The following is a 17,055-nucleotide window of genomic DNA, read 5'->3' as shown; positions in this document are numbered from 1 at the left end:
TCAGTTCAGGGGGATGCTAACTAGGGTGATGCTTGGTTTAATTCCAGGGATGTAATGGAAAAGTAAAGGGATACTCAGTTTAATTCTGGGGATGCTTTGGAAAAGTATGGGGATACTTAGTACAGTTTTGGGGATACTATTGAGAATTATGGGGATCTAATGTAAGAAAATGGGGATAAATCTGTAATGTATTGGGTTGGAATCAGGAAGTTTGGGGATTTGTTTTGCAATGTTGAGGATTTAAGGGAATTTAGGGTTGGGATAGTTGGAGGAATTGGGCTGTACGGAATCTGAATTTTTGATTTTTTTTGGAAATCGGAGCGATTACGGTTTTCCGTAAAATATTTTAAATCAGATTGATTAGATTTGAAAAAAATTAAAAACTATCTACTAAAACATATAAATCATGAATCCAATTTTCGTCGACATTCATATTCATACTTCAGATAATGCCAATAATTTAGTTGATAATTATCCTATTGAATTATTAGTTGAAAAAATTAATAATTTCACTAATAATTCTGATTTCCTAATTTCTTTAACTGATCATAATACCATAAACAAGAAAGCATATTTAAAAGCCAAAGAATTAAATTTAAATATAATATTGGGGGTTGAACTCCATATCAAAAATTATGATAATTGCCCTGCTTATCATTGTCATATATACTTTGATGTTGTTGAATTGAATTCCGAAATAATTGATGATGTAAATAAGAAACTTGACAAACTATATCCTGATAAGGTTGTCGAAAAATTAGACCCAACCATACCAACAATTCAACAAATAATTAATGAATTTGACAATTATGATTTTCTACTTTTACCCCATGGTGGTCAATCTCATGCGACATTTGATACTTCAATACCAACAGGAGTAAAATTTGATACTACTTTAGAAAAAAGCATTTACTACAATCAGTTTGATGGATTTACTGCTAGAGGGAATAGAGGATTAGAAAGAACTCAAGAATATTTTACTAAACTTGGAATAAATGAATTTGTGAATCTGATTACGTGCAGTGATAATTATGAGCCTACAAGTTATCCAAATGGTAAAGATAAAAATCCATACGTGCCTACTTGGATGTTAGCTAAGCCGACTTTTAATGGGTTGAGATTATCTTTATCAGAATCTTCAAGGCTTATTTACTCAGAAACAAAACCTGAATTTTGGTCAGAGAATATAAAGAGCGTCAAACTTCATAAATCAAATATTGATATTGATGTTGAACTAACAGCAGGATTAAATGTTGTTATTGGTAGCTCTTCAAGTGGAAAATCTCTTTTAGTAGATTCTATACATAAAAACATTTCAGCAACAACTCAATCATCTATTTATTTAGAACAATATGAAATTGACAAAGCAGAAATTATAAACCCATCGGGGATGACTCCACATTTTTTGTCTCAAAATTATATAATGAGTGTTGTAAACAACATCTCAGAAAATAAAATTGATGACATTGATATAATAAAAAATGTTTTTCCTGGTGATGCAAACATAAAAGAACAAATAAATAATGGATTGCTTATCTTAAAAAAAGATATTCAAGAACTTATTAAAAATGTGAAAATCATTGATAATGAAGTACAGAATTTAAATACAATACCTATAATTTCCCGATTGATTGTGAATAAAAATTTGCGCACCAATCCCTTTAAAAATATTTTACCTTCTGACATTGATGAAACTAAATTAGAGTTTGGGAGTGCAAAATATTATGAATTCATAAATAATTTGAATGAAATAGACGAATTCCTTAGTAAATATCCTTTCGTAATTCATGATGATACACTAATGACAAGATTGAGGTCTGAACTAAATTTTGCTTACAATAGTAGTTTGAAAGAGAGTGAAATAAGAAATATCGTAACCAGTTCAAAAACAAATTATGATAGTATACTTCGAGAAAATAATTCGGAAGATCAAAGTAAAAAATTACATTTTGAAAAGCTAATAATTTCTTTAAAGAAGTATATTAAAGCTACTAAAAGATTTGATGAAATTTTAGATAAAATAGCAAACTACTCATTAAACTTTGAATCTGAAGTTATAGAATCAATGGGGCATAAACTACATATTGAAAATGATTTTAAATTAAATAAAGATAAATTTATAGATGTTTCTAACAAATATTTAAAAACAAAAATTGATAGATTTGAAGATATAACTCCAAATATTTTCTTTGATATAAACCATAAAAAACAAAATCCTAAAGTGCATAGTTATGATGATTTAGAAAAGAAAATTTATAGTGACTTTGAAGATTTAAATCGAAAAAAGTATAAAATAATAACTAAAGATGGGAAAGATTTTGATTCCTTAAGCCCGGGTTGGAAAACTTCCATTATCTTAGATTTAATATTAGGTTATGAAGAAGACATCTCTCCGATAATTATTGATCAGCCAGAAGACAATTTAGCTACTAACTATATAAATAAAGGTCTTGTTAATGCAATCAAAAAAATTAAATCTAAAAAACAAGTCATATTAGTTTCGCATAATGCAACAATTCCTATGTTGGCAGATGCTCAAAATATCATATTGTGTAGAAACATTGAGAATAATAAAATTAAAATTATATCATGTGCATTAGAGGGAAATATAGAAGAAAAAAGTGTGGTAGATTATATAGCTGAAATAACTGATGGCGGAAAATCATCTATAAAAAAACGAGTTAAAAAGTATAACCTTAAAAAATTTAATGAATAATGAAACTACTGTTTACAAAAGAGACAAATGGAGATATAAAATCTCAAATTCAACAAGGAACCATTACAACAGATTTTAGCTACATAGAAATGGTTAAGCAATTATTAGAAAACCCAAATATTGAGGATTCAGATTTCAATAATTTAGATGAAGAAGAAACAAGTAAAATTGTGGAAATGCTAGAACAAATAAAAGAAATTTTCATTGAAGAGGAAGATAGTGGAGATGAGTCTGGGGAAGCAGTTGAAAATTCAGCTGAATAAGTCAAAAATCTTAAACTTTATAATACTTTATAATACTTATCCTTCAGCTTAAAAATCAATCCATTTTCATTAAATTATAACAGTCTTTAAAGCTAAACGATCTCAATTTAAAAATCAAAAACAATAATTATATGTCATTCCAAGCATATCTAAAAACAATCAAAGAAAAAACGGGAAATGGGGCTCAGGAATTCAGGGATCTTGCTGATGAAAAGGCTTTTTCGGTGGATGGTTTGCTGAAGCCTGAAGTGAAAGCGGGGGAAATCGTGGATTGGCTGAAAGGGGATTTCGGGCTGGGACATGGTCATGCGATGGCTGTGTACGCGATTTTGAAAGGGATAAAGGATGAGAATAGTAAGTAGACGAATTGGCTGGATGAAATAAAGTTTCATTTTATAAGTTAGGTTAGAAGAACTAAAACTTATTTGTCAATGCATACTCGATTTTTTGTTTTTGTGCTCACGCTTACTTTTGTGATGGGTTGTGAGAATTCTGAGAAGAAAGAAGCAATCATAATTGATAAGACTCAGAATCATCCTGTATTTATAAAATTGGGATTATATCCTTCGTTTGACCAGCCTGCTGAGGTATTGATCAATCTCGAAGAAAGGTATCTTTTGGTTTATAATGCTTCACCGTATGTTTATGAAAAACTCAATCAAGCCGGTGGACACGACAAAATCGTTGATAAGCAATTTAGTTTATCATCAAAGGGGAACTATTCTATTGTTCCATTTCATTCGAAACTTTCGATTGATGAGGTCAATCCAATCATCCAATTGATTAATGGTTTTTCAGCTAAAGACTATGAAGTTGATTTGAGTAAAGTGATGTTTGATGGAATGTGTTATTCGTATCAAATTCTATATTCGAACAATGAATTTAAAGAAATTAATCCTATGAACATTCCCAATAAAAAGCAGTTCCAATTGAGTGAAATGATTATAGATTTAGCATTAGACAAAAATCAAAATGATACAAACGATTCTATTTTGGGAATTGTAAAAGGTTATCAAATTCCTCTACAGGAGAAATATAAGTGGGAGTAGATTCTTCACAAATCATTTATTTTCTTAATCTCAAATATTCAGAATGACAAAGAGATTTTTAATTGGTTTTGAAAAATATAAACAAACCTCCAAGGTTATGGAAACTTTGGAGGTTTATCTTTTCGGTGAAATCAGTTTTTATTTCACTAATTCTACTAATCTCAGGAATTCGCTTTTGTAGCCTTCTTTATCGTTTTTCATGGCTTGTTTCCCGAGTTCGATGATTTTGTTTTTGTCTTTGATTTCTATGTATTCGGAATCGCGGAGCTTTAGTCCGAACCATGCTACGTCAGTAGCGAATATGAAATCTTCGCTGGCATCTTTGAGCGGAATGGATTGGTTGTTTATCAGCTGAACGATTTCTGTGCTTTTCTCTCCATCGGGCTTTTTGTACCTGAACTTCACAGTTGCGAGTTCGTTTCCAAATGAATTATTTGCTTTGTATCGGGAATATTTCAGATCCTGATTTGGTACTGTATAACTGCTTTGAGCACTTGCGGGAATGATTTCATACAAAGCCGTTACCTGATGCCCTGCTCCTATTTCGCCTGCATCTATGGCGTCGTTGACAAAGTCTTCATCGTTGAGCAAACGGGTTTCATAACCAATCAAACGGTAAGACTGCACGAACTGCGGATTGAACTCTATCTGAATCTTGACATCTTTGGCGATGGTGAAAAGCGTGCCTGAGAATTCTCTCACGAGGAATTTGTTCGCTTCCTGCAGGTTGTCTATGTAAGCGTAATTCCCGTTTCCTTTGTTGGCAAGGGTTTCCATACGATTGTCTTTGTAATTGCCCATTCCATAACCGAGACAAGTGAGGAAGATGCCTGTTTTGCGTTTGTCTGAAATCAATGTTTCCAAATCGCCAACTGATGAACTTCCCACATTGAAATCGCCGTCTGTGGCAAGAATGACGCGGTTGTTTCCGTTTTTGATGAAATTTTCCTGCGCGAGTTGGTAAGCGAGTTCAATCCCTGCTGCTCCGGCGGTACTGCCACCCGCGGAAAGGTTGTTGAGGGCATTGAGAATCGTGGTTTTATCGGTTCCCGAAGTCGGCGGCAACACCATTCCCGCTGCTCCTGCGTATACGACGATGGATACTTTGTCCTTGTCGCGCAGGTTGTTTACGAGCAGTTCGAGTGACTTTTTGAGCAATGGAAGTTTGTTTTCGTCATTCATGGAACCTGAAACATCTATCAGGAAAACAAGATTGGAATTGGGCAAATTCTCTACTGGAAGGTTTTTGCCCTGCAGCCCGATTTTGAGGAGTTTATGTCCGGGATTCCATGGTGCATCGCTGTATTCGGTATTGATTGAAAACGGATGTCTGTCCTTTGGCTGCGGATAATTGTAGTGGAAATAATTGATCATCTCCTCTATGCGCACGGCATCTTTGGGAACGGTTTGTCCATTGTTCAGAAACCTCCTTATATTGCTGTAGGCGGCTTTGTCCACATCTACTGAGAAGGTCGAAAGGGGATTCATAGCGGGATTTTCGAATTTGTTTTCTACAAAAGATGAATATTCTTCGCTGGAGACTTCAACGGATTGTATAACCGGAGCTACGTAGGAAATTTCTATATTTTCTTTGCGATTCTTTCTGTTTTGGCGTTTGATTTTGCGAAGTTCTTTTTTGGTGAGACCTTTTGTGGTAATTACTATGACACCATTTGCACCACGTGAACCATACAAGGCTGTTGCTGAAGCATCTTTGAGCACAGAAACACCTTGAATCTTATTAGGGTCAATTAAATTAAATGCTTTGGGATTCATCACAACTCCATCTACTACATAAAGCGGATCTGTTGTTTGTACATATGAGCTTACACCTCTTATAACAACTTTGTTTTCAGCACCCGGTTTTCCGTTGTTGTTTGAAAATGACAGTCCGGCTACTCTTCCTGACAGCACTTCGTCAATTGAAGATGCTTGTTTTTTCTTAATTTCATACTTATCAGTAGTATATTCAGTGTTTTTCACTACTGTGTAGGAGCCAACTTTCTGCGGAGGGTCTATTTTAATACCGCCTACTAAAGCTACTCCTTCAAGTTGAATTGGCTTCCCTATTTTCAACTCTCCCATATTTGGTTTATTGATTGCATAATCTTCAGAAATTCCAAACATATCGGTAATAGTCAATACATCTCCAACTTTGGCTTTAATATTGAATTTTCCGTTTTCGTCAGTAAATGTTGACTCACCTTCACCTCGTAGAACAATTTCTGCGTCAGGAATTGGAAAGCCATCAGTATCTAAAACTACACCTTGAATTGTTGGGAAATTAATTGAAAATTTGGTTTCTTTTATTTTTATTTCTTCAGATTTCACAATGAATGTTCCCTGATTTTTAGTTGAAGTTTTTTTTGTTTTGGGTTTAATTTCTACTGAATCATTTTCGTTGTCGACTAAAATGTTTTCTTTTGTGATTTCATCACTTTTTGGAGCTTCATCTGATTTTGTTATTGATGGTAAGGCATCATCATTCTGAACATTTATTTTATCTTCTTTTGTAAAGAAATAAATGGCTGTCGCAAAGATGACAAAAGAAGCTGCAATTCCGCTGATTTTCCAAATCGGGAAAACTTTGGTTTTGTTTTCATTTTTGTCTAATTTTTGTTCAAGTTTGTCCCAAACATTTTCTTTGCATGAAAGGTCTTTTGACTCTCCATGTTCAAGTTGTTTGAAAATATCTTTTATTTCGTTTGAATTTTTCATTTTAATTGGCTTTTGAATAGTAATACATATTAACCAGACCCTGCAGTTTAGTTTTCGCAACGTTGAGCTGTGACTTGGAAGTCCCTACAGAAATGTTGAGTTCTGCAGCGATTTCCTTGTGCGAAAAACCTTCGACAACAAACAGATTAAAGATTGTCTTGCAGCCCTCCGGAATCTTATCGAGAAATCCCATCAGGTCTTGTTCGTTTAATGTATTTGCGTAATCCGCATTTACATAAGCAATTTCTTTTTGATTATCATCTATATAGGTTTCAAAATCCACTTTTTTCTTGAGGTAGGCGAGGCATTGGTTGACCATGATTTTTCTGCTCCACGCGTAAAAAGCATCTAAATCATTGAGTTGATTGATTTTTGAAAAGATGGTAAAAAAAGCATCGGCCATTGCTTCTTCTATATCTTCCTCCGATTTTAAATAGCGCCTGCATATGAAATGCAGTTTAGGATACAAGGCGTCGTAAACTTTACGCTGCGCATTGCGGTCCATTTTTTTGCAAGATTGTAAAATTTGTTTGTCCATACTTACAGGGTTCTACTTATATAGAGAAGCATTTCAACCGAAAGGTTGGGAGAAGGTATAAATTTTTTCAATCTTTTTTTGAATTAAGTCTAAATCCAAAACAGATAAAACAAAAAGAAGGATCAACCCTTTCGTATTGATCCTTCTTTTATTATGAAGAAATTTATTTTCTTATAGAATTGTATTGAGGTAATTGAATACGATTTTCAAATCATTTTCTGCATTTAGAGAACTGTTGTTCTTTTTTAAATAATCCATTACTTCCTTTTCTTTATCTCCGAATAATTTTGAGAAATCTTTTCTGGAGCTTGGAAGTAATGTAATTTCTTCATCATTAATTCGTAAGAAAAAAACATCTTTTTCTTTAACGTATTTATCGGGAATTGTTTTGTCGTAACTAGATTTTGCAACACTTCCTTTTACAAACTTAACTTTTTCTTTTTTATATAATCGGATTTTTTTTCCTGATTGTGATTCTACTAAAAATCCGCTTACGTTGTTCTCTTTTACATCTTTATAATCAGCATATAAATACTTCTTTTTAACATCAATTAAATTTAATTCATCACCTGTCTTGAATCCATAAAATGAATTGTCACTGAATTCCATCTTGTCATCAAGTGCATTGTATCTTACTTTTCCTGTATGATCCTCTCCATTAACTTTAAGTGTAGAAAATTTATCGTTGGAATACATAGATCCTTCCAAGTCTCCTTTTGTAGGAGTATTAAAAGTAGAGTAACCTCCAGAGCCACTTGTTTGGGAAAAGCTGGAAATTGTGCTCAAGGTTAAAAGAACTGCAAATATTAATTTCATAACTTATCTTTATTGGTTTTGATAAAATTAATACATTAAAATAACATTATAAAATAATAAATCAATGCTGCAACCAAAGCTGAAATTGGAATTGTAAGAACCCAAGCCCAAAGCAAATTGATGGTCACACCCCAGCGAACAGCTGAAACTCTTTTTGTAATCCCAACACCGATGATAGATCCTGTAATGGTATGCGTTGTAGAAACCGGAATCGCTAAAAATTCGGTAAGGTAAAGCGTAAGCGCACCTGCTGTTTCAGCAGAAACACCTTCCAATGGCGTTACTTTTGTGATCTTTGTACCCATCGTTTTTACGATTTTCCATCCACCACTCATGGTTCCTAAACCAATTACCAAGAAACTCGTAAATGGAACCCACCAGTAGTCTTCTACGAAATATTTAAATCTGTCAGGTGCATTTACCCAATCTGCATCACCCTGCTGTACATGGTAAAATATCACAGCCGCACCGATGATACCCATCACTTTCTGCGCATCGTTTCCGCCATGGGCCAAACTGAATAAAGCCGATGATACCAACTGCAAGCGTTTGAACCATTTTTCTGCTTTTTTATGCGTTGACCTGCGGCAGATATTCATGATGATGATGGTTATGAAGTATGCGACGACCATCCCTATAAAAGGTGCCAGAAATATGAATAAAAATATCGGAAGAACTTTTACATAATTAATTACATCTACTCCCTGACTGGCCAAAGCTCCTGCATGCGCAATTGCTGCACCCATGAAACCACCAATCAAGGTGTGTGAAGAGGAAGATGGAATTCCAAACCACCAAGTGATCAGGTTCCATATAATCGCGGCGATGATACCTGCCAGAATTACTTCTAAAGTAATGAAGTTTTCGTTTACGGTCTTGGCAATCGTATTACCGATTTTAAATTCTCCTATCCAGTATTTGGAAATGAAATAAGCCGCAAAATTAAAACTCGCTGCCCACAAAACCGCCTGAAAAGGGGTCAAAACTCTTGTGGCTACGATGGTTGCAATCGCGTTGGCTGCGTCATGAAATCCGTTGATAAAATCAAAAACAAGCGCCAGAACGATGATTACAATCAGGAGTATGAGTTGGGAATCCATTTTGTAAATTAAGAGTGTTTAACTGCAATAGATTCCAAAACGTCTGCAACATCTTTACATTTGTCGGTTGTAGTTTCCAATGCAGAAAATACTTCTTTGTAGATGATGATTTCTTTTACGTTTTCGTATTGGTCAAATATTTCAAAAATCTCTTTATCATAGATGTTGTCAACTTTGTTTTCCAATTTGTTGATTCGCTCACAACATTTGAATACATTTTTCAAATCCTTAGAATTCTCCAAAGAAAACAATGCTTCCTGGATATTCTGACAAGCTTCTAAGTTTGCTTCAGTCATTTTTCGGATAGATTTTTTTACTTTTTCTACCTGATAAAGCTGCATACGGCTTGCACTTGCATCGATGAAATCGGTTACATCATTCATTTTATTGGCCAAAGCATAGATATCTTCGCGGTCAAATGGTGTAAGGAAATTTTTACTAACTTCTAAGTTAATCTGGTGTGTTAACTTTTCACTTTTTTCTTCCAGTTTTTTTACTTTAGCAAAGAAAACTTCTCTTTCCGGTGCTTTTACATTCACAGCTTCGTGTAGTGTTACACCCATATCTACAAGGACTTGAGCTAATTCATGAAAAAGTGGGAAGAATTTTTTGTCCTTAGGAACTAAAAATTGTAAAAATTTATTTACTGACATACTTCATTTTTAAATGCGGTGCAAAGATAATTAACCCAATATTAAATTAAAGTTAAGTATAATTTTTAGAAATAATGTTTTCGGTCCAAATTAAAACTTAGCATCATGCATTGAAAAAGCCTGAACATTAATCTGTTCAGGCTTTCCAGAATTAAATATAATTATTAAAAATTACCAATCGTTTGTATTGTCGGTTTCACCTCCGAAGTCCCAAGTAAGGCCAAAACGAAGGGTATTTTCCAAAGCATTGTTGGTATCTGACATCGGAATCAGGTAAGAGAAATCAATCCCGAATGAATTGTATTTCAACCCTGCTCCTAAGGTCAAATGCTGACGATCTCCTTTCATCATGCTTTCGTGGAAATAACCACCACGGATGAATAATACATCGTTGTAAGAATATTCAGCAGAGGCTGCCCAAGTAAATTCTTTAATTTCTTCAGAAAACCCACCCGGCGCATCACCAAATGAACTAAACATACCTTCTACAACTCCCTTGTTAGGAATACGTCTTGTTCCCGGAATTTCAACTCCGTTTTCATCTACGTCATAAGTTGGTGTTGGAACCAAAAGTTTATTTGTTTCCAAAGTCACCGCTACTGTATTGTACTCATCCAATAAGAAATCGTAACCTACACCCAATCTGAAGTTGGTTGGTAAATAAGCTGCATTGTCTTCATTGTTGGAATAATCTAATTTTGGTCCTATGTTGCTGATGTTGAAACCTGCACGGGCACGACCTTCGAAACTGTTCCAGCTGTGACGGGGTGTCTGGTAGAAACCGGAAACGTCAACCGCAAATGTATTTGCCGGCTGTACCGTACCGTCGTCTATGTTGTTAAACAAATCCGAACGGATAAATCGACCTGTAACCGCCATACTGTAAGTATCTGTCAATCTCAAACCATAAGATAAGTCTATCGAGAATTCGTTTGGTTTTGCAATACCTGTATTTACAATTTGGTTACCAATCAATTCAGTCAAATCAATTTCACCAATATTGAAATAATAAATACTGGCTGATAAAGTACTTCTTTCTTCCTGACCTAAAAAGGTATAATAAGAAGCATTTAATAAGAATACATCATCGGTAATACCGCTCATGTATGGTGTGTAGGAAACGGCAATTCCTGAATAACTTTTGCTGAATGCGTATTTTGCAGGGTTCCAATATTGGGAGAAACCATCAGCAGAAGTTGCTGCTCCCATATCTCCTAATGCACCTGCACGTGCATCCGGTGAAACTCTTAAGAATGGTGCACCAGTAAGGACAGGGTTGGGCTGTTCTTGTGCAAATGTGAATACTGACAGAAGCAGTAAACATCCAATCGAAATTTTTTTCATCATCATGTTCTGTTTATTTTAATATCACTAATTTTTCTATTGCGGTAGCTGAACCTTTGCATAGTTCAGAATCTACACCTCGTACTGTGACGCGGTAAATATACACTCCTTTTCCGATTTTATCGCCAAAATCGTCTAATCCATCCCAAGGAATTGCAAATCTCCCTGTCCTGTAACCTTCACGCCAAGGCTCTGCTGAAACGGGTTGTCTTATAGTTTTCACTAATTTACCTGAGATTGTAAAAATCTGTACCATGACATCTAATTCTGAATCACAATTGTGTTCAAAATGGAAATAAGTCTGATTGGTAAAAGGGTTGGGCCAGTTCAACAATTTGTCAATATAGATATGGTCGGAGCCATCTTCCATCACTACGAAATCTAACGTTTGTTCGGATGAATTATTGTTGATGTCCCATGCTTTGAATACAATCTGATGGCTGCCCAAAGCCAGGCGGCTTAATTTATACATGACTTGTCCTTTCTGATAGTCCAGAACTTGTGGATTGGTACAAGGATTGTTATCACCACCTTCATAATATTCATTCAAGACATAAGTTCCTTCGACATTTCCATCAAGCACTCCGGTAATGTCGTGACCGATTGCAACTCCACTTGTATTGATTCCTGTACTGTCAACCAAACAAGCCAATATATAAGGGTCACGGTCTGTAATTCCGCCATCTACGAAATTTAAATTATTCATATACAATCCGATTGCAGGTCCATTGTCATCATCTAAACCATTTGGATTTTGGTCACCTACTCTTACTATTTTGGTGGTCACGGCATCTGTCACATTGTTGTGCGCATACACAACTAATTTACCGTTTCCGATTTCATAATTAATGTCTTTAGGAACGTAAAACTGGAATTTGAAATCGCCATTATTTACATTTGTTCCACCTTTAAATATGGCACTTACTTGTTCCTGGTAATTCAATACGTCTATATTTCCGTCATTATTCAAAGTGGTTTTATTGAGAGGTTTATCAAACAATGTGGCATTTGCCTTGCCGTTGAAAGAAACATCTTTTGATGTTCCATTTTCATTCAATACTTCGCCTTCAATTTCTACAAAATCCAGCGCGCGTAAAAGTCCTGTAAAAGTTGCGGCATCTTCTCCATTGATTTTTGTAATTCTAATGTCTCTTGGCGGACGTGTAATAGAAAGCATTGGATCACCCAGCAAGTTTACACTATAATGATTTACTCCAGAACCTGGACCATTATAGTTTACTTTTGCATCTCTCAAACCTTCTCCTATTGAAAGATAGGATTTGCCATCGATCTCCAGCAATTTTTCAACTATAGGTTCATTAAAACCTTTTCCATAGGTAGTAGCAATCGGACGGCTAGTTGTAATCATTGCCACAGCACCTCCTGTCGGATTTTTATACATATATGTACCTGCAGAGGCAATTTCAGGAACATCCCATACTGTAAAATCGCATGTTATTGTAAGTACAACGGGTAATCTGGAATAAAGACCTGTAAAATTAGAGAAATTATTAATTTCTTCATAAGTAATTACCCTTTCCTGAGACCAGCTTCGAGGGCCGCCATGTCCGAAATAAACAATCAGTGCACTCCCTAGATCAAATGCATTGGCTATACCTTGATTTACTTGGGGATATCTTTGCCCTCCCGAGGTTCCCGTTGCAGGAAAGGCATCAAAATATAATTTCCTAACCGTAGCATAGGATATATTGTTTTGTATAAATTGCGCTGAAGTAGATTCTATAAGTGTGTGAAATGCATTTAGCGGACCGGGATCATCATCATCAACAACCAAATGGAATTTAGTTTTCCAATCCCCAAAAGATGTCCCCTGATTTGGTTGCTTGTTGTAGTAAGCAATTGTTTTATCTACCATGACTCTTGCCTCTGTCTGATTGTGAGCCGGCATCCTACCTACGGCTACATCCATTTGGGGAGCACCATTATTGAAATAATCCAGATAGTTATTATCATTACCCATTACAACTAATGGCACAACCACATCAGTATCATCTAACATGGTAAAAAAATCGTCTGTCACATAAGAATTAGGCTCTCCCTCTGCAGATAAACCATTTGATATCATGCTTTGATAGGAAGGAACGAAATGACTGTTATTTACAATCCTATTTTTAAAATCATATGAAGCCCCACCAAAGAGCAACGTATATTTCAGAGGATTTCCATTGTCTCTCAAATGCTTAAAGAAATCTCTGATAGCAGATATATCTTGTGCTCCTGAAGAAAAGTCATTATAAACCTGTTCGGTTGTAACTACCGCGACTTTTACACCATCGTGTGTCTGTCTAAAATTTGCAAGTCTTGATGCTTCTGATAAATAATCGGGATGTACTACAATTGCATAATCGATATCGCTTAGTGCTCTTATATTTTGATTTACCACAGAACCGGAATACTCTATTTCAGTTAATGCTGATGATTCATTAAAAGCAATAAATTCATTCAAAAAATAAGGGCTTGTAGATTGGTATTTATAAATCCCGCCAGCATTAGTAATATTGGCAGCAGTTGTAATGTCAGAGATATTCCAAACTTTTTGAGCTCCTGAAATTGAAAAGCCATATACATTGCCATCATTTAAATTTTCAAGTCGTCTAAATTTCATTTGGCTTCCATTAAAGGACAAATTAGCTAAATATTTGACTTCTAAATAATCTAAAAATATTAATGCATTTGGGTTTCCATTTTCAACTGTAACATTAAATGTAAAAACATTTCCACCGGCAGGTACTACACTCTGTCCATTTCTTTGAATGAAACTACCAGCTGTAAATGGACCTCCTCCTACAGAGGCTCCATTTAACAAAACTGAATAAGTTGAACTGTTTGCAAACTGCCCAAGAAGCTGATATTTAGCTACAACTTCTCCGACGGGTGATCCATTGCCTGTCAAAACAAAATTTTGAGAAGGTTCCAAATTAAACATTTCACCACCCCATTGTCTTCCGATTTGATTTAAATTGATTGAATCCTTTTCATGAAATACATATTCATGGTATTGGTTAAAAGTCTGAGTTGGACTTCCGGGAATCTCAACATTCTGAACTCTTTTTCCGTTTTGCCCCCCAAATGTTATAAAATAATACGCCTCATCAGAATACACATTAAACCTATGGCTTAAATTTGTCAGTGTACTATTATTTTTTCTATTCCAATCATGAGGTCCTTGTGCATAAAAAAGGATAACATCTCCACTATCAAAGCTGCCGTCTTCTTCTCCGTTGAACTGAATTGCATTTTCCTGCAATGCCCCATATCTGAAATCACCGGGATTTTCATTGAGCATCTTCCCGCCATTTCCATATATCTTAAGAGTCCTGGGATCAAAATTAGTTGGAATTCCATTTTGTGTAAAAAATGCCCTGTCTATTCGAAAAATCCCGGATTTCTTAATTTTAATCTTGTACCAATTCCCTACCCTCAAAACACTTTGAGTTGCAGGATCATAAGTTTCTTCCGGTTGATAATCCGGTGGAACTCCCTGTTGACTGACAATTTGAAAAGAAGTTACTTTTTTAATTTGATTTCCTTCTCTCACAAAAGGAACCATGCTTACCGTCAAAGAATATTCATCTCCCCCTTTCTGAATTCTTGCATCATATCCTAATGTAGGTGGGATTTCATTTATATTCAATTGCCCTCTTTCTGAAGAATTAAGAGAAGTATATTGTATGTTTTCAATAGTGACTTTTCCCATTCCTGCAACCTTTTCCAAATGCATGAACATAGGCACATTATTGATAACCGAATATCCTTTATTATTAAAAAAAGGTAAATTAACATTAGTGTCATAGTCAACGCTATGCGCTTTAGCGCCATCCCATTCTATATTAATAGTCTGAGCATTCAGGGTAAAGAAAGTACTTATAAAAAGAAAAAGCAGGGTATTTTTCATCTTTTGTAAACGATAATTTGACAAATATATTCTATCCTACAATAAAAAAACAATAAGCCCGTTAAAGATAGGCAAGACAAACTTTGTGAATTCAACGGAAATGTTTTTATTTGCAAATCGAATTTTGAAAAAACTTTTTGAAACAACATATAAAGAATATGAACAAGGGTAGGATTTTAGCAATTCTTTTAGTAACAATTTCGGTTACCTTATTGACCAGTTGTGGTGGAGGCAGCGGCAGAAAAAAAGGTGGAGGCACCAAAAATTCAAACAGCATAACAGGCTGGAAGCCAAATGACCCAAAAGGTTTTTTCTTTTCAGGAAAGAAAAAGCCAAATGTAAAAGCATGGCCGGGGATGGTTTACATCGAAGGAGGTTCTTTTACGATGGGACTTGTAAAAGATGACGTAATGCACGATTGGAACAATTCTCCAAAACGTATGCAGGTTCGTTCATTTTTTATGGGTGAAACTGAGACTACTAATTACCATTACAGAGAATACCTCACTTGGTTAAAAGTTGTTTTTCCACCGGAAGAACAACAATACAAACACATTTACGAAGGCTCATTACCAAATCCTGAAGTTTTTAACAATAAGCTTTCTCGAAATGATTTCGATAATGAAACTTATTTGTTTTCTCCAGAATTCAGTCATTACCCTGTCGTAGGTGTTACCTGGCTGCAAGCTAGCAACTATTGTGATTGGTTAACCGATAGAGCAAATGAATTTGAGCTAATCAAAAAAGGAATTTTGAGCAAAGATTATTATTCAAATGAAGAATATAATTACGGTTCTAAATATTTTGATGCAGAATCTTATAAAAATAGCGATAGTAATGTAAGCGAGGCCATTGACACTACAAAACTTGCTAAGCAAACAATGATCAAATCAACTAATTCCAGAGTTCAAAAAGCAAACCGTTCTACCACCGCATTGGAAGTCACACCATTCAGATTGCCTACCGAAGCAGAATGGGAATACGCTGCATTGGCTTTACCAGCTGATAGAGAGTACAACGAATATAAAGGAAAAAGTGTTGTTCAAAATGAGCTAAGAGGAGAAAAAGGAAGAAATCGCGGGCAGTTTATGGCGAACTTCAAAATCGGACGTGGTGATTATTCAGGTATCGGTGGATACGGAAATGATGGCTCAGCGATCACAAGTGATGTAAGAAAATTCCAGTCAAATGAATTTGGTGTTTACGGAATGTATGGAAACGTAGCTGAGTGGACTGCTGATGTTTACCGTCCTATCATAGATGATGAAGCAAATGATTTCAACTATTTCCGTGGAAATGTTTACGAAACAACTATCGATAATTCAAATGGAGGATTTGAGAAATTTGAAGATGACATCGAATTTGACACTTTAAACAGTGGAAGTTTAGTTTACAAATCACTTCCAGGACAATACAAAAAAGAAGTTAAAGAAAACAATATCAACTACCGTGACGGTGACGTGATGTCTTCACTTAACCCTCGTGTAGAGGAAGAAGGAAGAGGCGGTGCAAGTAACACAATGTTGGATTCTCTCGGAAACGTTATCGAAATCCCAGGTGATTCAGGAATGATTGCAAGCGGAGGTTCTTCAGCAAGCACAACTTCTGAAATGTACAACGCACCTACAAGAAAATTCTATGTAGATGAAAAAGGAAGAATTATCCTTGAAAAAGATGACCAAAAAAGAACGACCAACATCAGCGACGAAGTTCGCGTTGTAAAAGGAGGTTCTTGGAGAGACCCAATCTACTGGTTAGATCCGGGACAAAGAAGATTCCTTCACCAAGCCGAAGCTACAAGCTGGATTGGATTCCGTGTGGCGCAGGATTACCAAGGTTCATTTGAATCAAAAAGATCAAAAAGAGGTTCTTAAAAAGAATTAATACAACATAAAAAAATCCCAATCCGAATTCAAATTCAGGTTGGGATTTTTTATACATT

At 35.3% G+C, this 17,055-nt stretch carries 12 protein-coding genes; 5 read left to right on the top strand and 7 right to left on the bottom strand.

Annotation, left to right across the window (positions count from 1 at the left end; genetic code table 11):
• Positions 1-406 precede the first annotated feature (406 nt).
• From B8977_RS05680 to B8977_RS05665, 4 genes are all read left to right on the top strand, one after another.
• A complete protein-coding gene (locus tag B8977_RS05680) occupies positions 407-2,716 on the top strand; it encodes an ATPase (RefSeq protein WP_084016718.1) in 2,310 nt (769 codons plus the stop codon).
• A complete protein-coding gene (locus tag B8977_RS05675; RefSeq protein ID WP_084016717.1) occupies positions 2,716-2,979 on the top strand; it encodes a hypothetical protein in 264 nt (87 codons plus the stop codon). Before B8977_RS05680 ends, B8977_RS05675 begins: the two co-directional genes overlap by 1 nt.
• A gap of 131 nt (positions 2,980-3,110) precedes the next feature.
• Positions 3,111-3,341, top strand: coding sequence for a DUF4287 domain-containing protein (locus B8977_RS05670; protein ID WP_084016716.1), 231 nt, complete (start codon positions 3,111-3,113; stop codon positions 3,339-3,341).
• A 69-nt stretch (positions 3,342-3,410) separates the two neighbouring features.
• Positions 3,411-4,028: a hypothetical protein gene (locus B8977_RS05665; RefSeq protein ID WP_143736352.1), complete on the top strand. Its 618-nt coding sequence runs from the start codon at positions 3,411-3,413 to the stop codon at positions 4,026-4,028.
• A 138-nt stretch (positions 4,029-4,166) separates the two neighbouring features.
• Here B8977_RS05665 and B8977_RS05660 read toward each other — a convergent pair whose 3' ends face one another.
• From B8977_RS05660 to porU, 7 genes are all read right to left on the bottom strand, one after another.
• Positions 4,167-6,746 carry a vWA domain-containing protein gene (locus B8977_RS05660; protein ID WP_084016714.1) on the bottom strand — a complete coding sequence of 860 codons (2,580 nt, stop codon included), beginning with the start codon at positions 6,744-6,746 and terminating at the stop codon, positions 4,167-4,169.
• A 1-nt stretch (position 6,747) separates the two neighbouring features.
• Complete coding sequence (locus B8977_RS05655; RefSeq protein ID WP_084016713.1) at positions 6,748-7,284, bottom strand: RNA polymerase sigma factor; 537 nt, start codon at positions 7,282-7,284, stop codon at positions 6,748-6,750.
• A gap of 171 nt (positions 7,285-7,455) precedes the next feature.
• Positions 7,456-8,100 (bottom strand): hypothetical protein, encoded by a 645-nt coding sequence (locus B8977_RS05650; protein WP_084016712.1) that lies wholly within the window; start codon positions 8,098-8,100, stop codon positions 7,456-7,458.
• A gap of 35 nt (positions 8,101-8,135) precedes the next feature.
• Complete coding sequence (locus B8977_RS05645) at positions 8,136-9,200, bottom strand: inorganic phosphate transporter (protein ID WP_084016711.1); 1,065 nt, start codon at positions 9,198-9,200, stop codon at positions 8,136-8,138.
• Positions 9,201-9,208: 8 nt separating this feature from the next.
• A complete protein-coding gene (locus B8977_RS05640) occupies positions 9,209-9,853 on the bottom strand; it encodes a DUF47 domain-containing protein (RefSeq protein ID WP_084016710.1) in 645 nt (214 codons plus the stop codon).
• Positions 9,854-10,024: 171 nt separating this feature from the next.
• Entirely contained in the window at positions 10,025-11,197 is a 1,173-nt protein-coding gene (porV, locus tag B8977_RS05635; RefSeq protein ID WP_143736360.1) for a type IX secretion system outer membrane channel protein PorV, read from the bottom strand.
• A 13-nt stretch (positions 11,198-11,210) separates the two neighbouring features.
• On the bottom strand, positions 11,211-15,113 hold the full coding sequence (gene porU / locus B8977_RS05630) for a type IX secretion system sortase PorU (RefSeq protein WP_084016708.1): 3,903 nt from the start codon (positions 15,111-15,113) through the stop codon (positions 11,211-11,213).
• Positions 15,114-15,271: 158 nt separating this feature from the next.
• Here porU and gldJ point away from each other — a divergent pair, with 158 nt between their 5' ends.
• Entirely contained in the window at positions 15,272-16,987 is a 1,716-nt protein-coding gene (gene gldJ, locus B8977_RS05625) for a gliding motility lipoprotein GldJ (protein WP_084016707.1), read from the top strand.
• The last annotated feature ends 68 nt before the right edge of the window (positions 16,988-17,055 follow it).

This window comes from Moheibacter sediminis (assembly GCF_900176425.1).
GTDB lineage: Bacteria > Bacteroidota > Bacteroidia > Flavobacteriales > Weeksellaceae > Moheibacter > Moheibacter sediminis.
Note: the sequence above shows the minus strand (reverse complement) of the source record. Positions and strands in the feature narration are given on the sequence as shown.

What these genes read in the sequence shown, in the direction of transcription:
- B8977_RS05660 (WP_084016714.1), bottom strand. Translation starts at nt 6,746, where the DNA reads ATGAAAAATTCAAACGAAATAAAAGATATTTTCAAACAACTTGAACAT.
- porV (WP_143736360.1), bottom strand. Translation starts at nt 11,197, where the DNA reads ATGAAAAAAATTTCGATTGGATGTTTACTGCTTCTGTCAGTATTCACA.
- B8977_RS05670 (WP_084016716.1), top strand. Translation starts at nt 3,111, where the DNA reads ATGTCATTCCAAGCATATCTAAAAACAATCAAAGAAAAAACGGGAAAT.
- B8977_RS05665 (WP_143736352.1), top strand. Translation starts at nt 3,411, where the DNA reads ATGCATACTCGATTTTTTGTTTTTGTGCTCACGCTTACTTTTGTGATG.
- porU (WP_084016708.1), bottom strand. Translation starts at nt 15,113, where the DNA reads ATGAAAAATACCCTGCTTTTTCTTTTTATAAGTACTTTCTTTACCCTG.
- B8977_RS05645 (WP_084016711.1), bottom strand. Translation starts at nt 9,200, where the DNA reads ATGGATTCCCAACTCATACTCCTGATTGTAATCATCGTTCTGGCGCTT.
- gldJ (WP_084016707.1), top strand. Translation starts at nt 15,272, where the DNA reads ATGAACAAGGGTAGGATTTTAGCAATTCTTTTAGTAACAATTTCGGTT.
- B8977_RS05655 (WP_084016713.1), bottom strand. Translation starts at nt 7,284, where the DNA reads ATGGACAAACAAATTTTACAATCTTGCAAAAAAATGGACCGCAATGCG.
- B8977_RS05675 (WP_084016717.1), top strand. Translation starts at nt 2,716, where the DNA reads ATGAAACTACTGTTTACAAAAGAGACAAATGGAGATATAAAATCTCAA.
- B8977_RS05650 (WP_084016712.1), bottom strand. Translation starts at nt 8,100, where the DNA reads ATGAAATTAATATTTGCAGTTCTTTTAACCTTGAGCACAATTTCCAGC.
- B8977_RS05680 (WP_084016718.1), top strand. Translation starts at nt 407, where the DNA reads ATGAATCCAATTTTCGTCGACATTCATATTCATACTTCAGATAATGCC.
- B8977_RS05640 (WP_084016710.1), bottom strand. Translation starts at nt 9,853, where the DNA reads ATGTCAGTAAATAAATTTTTACAATTTTTAGTTCCTAAGGACAAAAAA.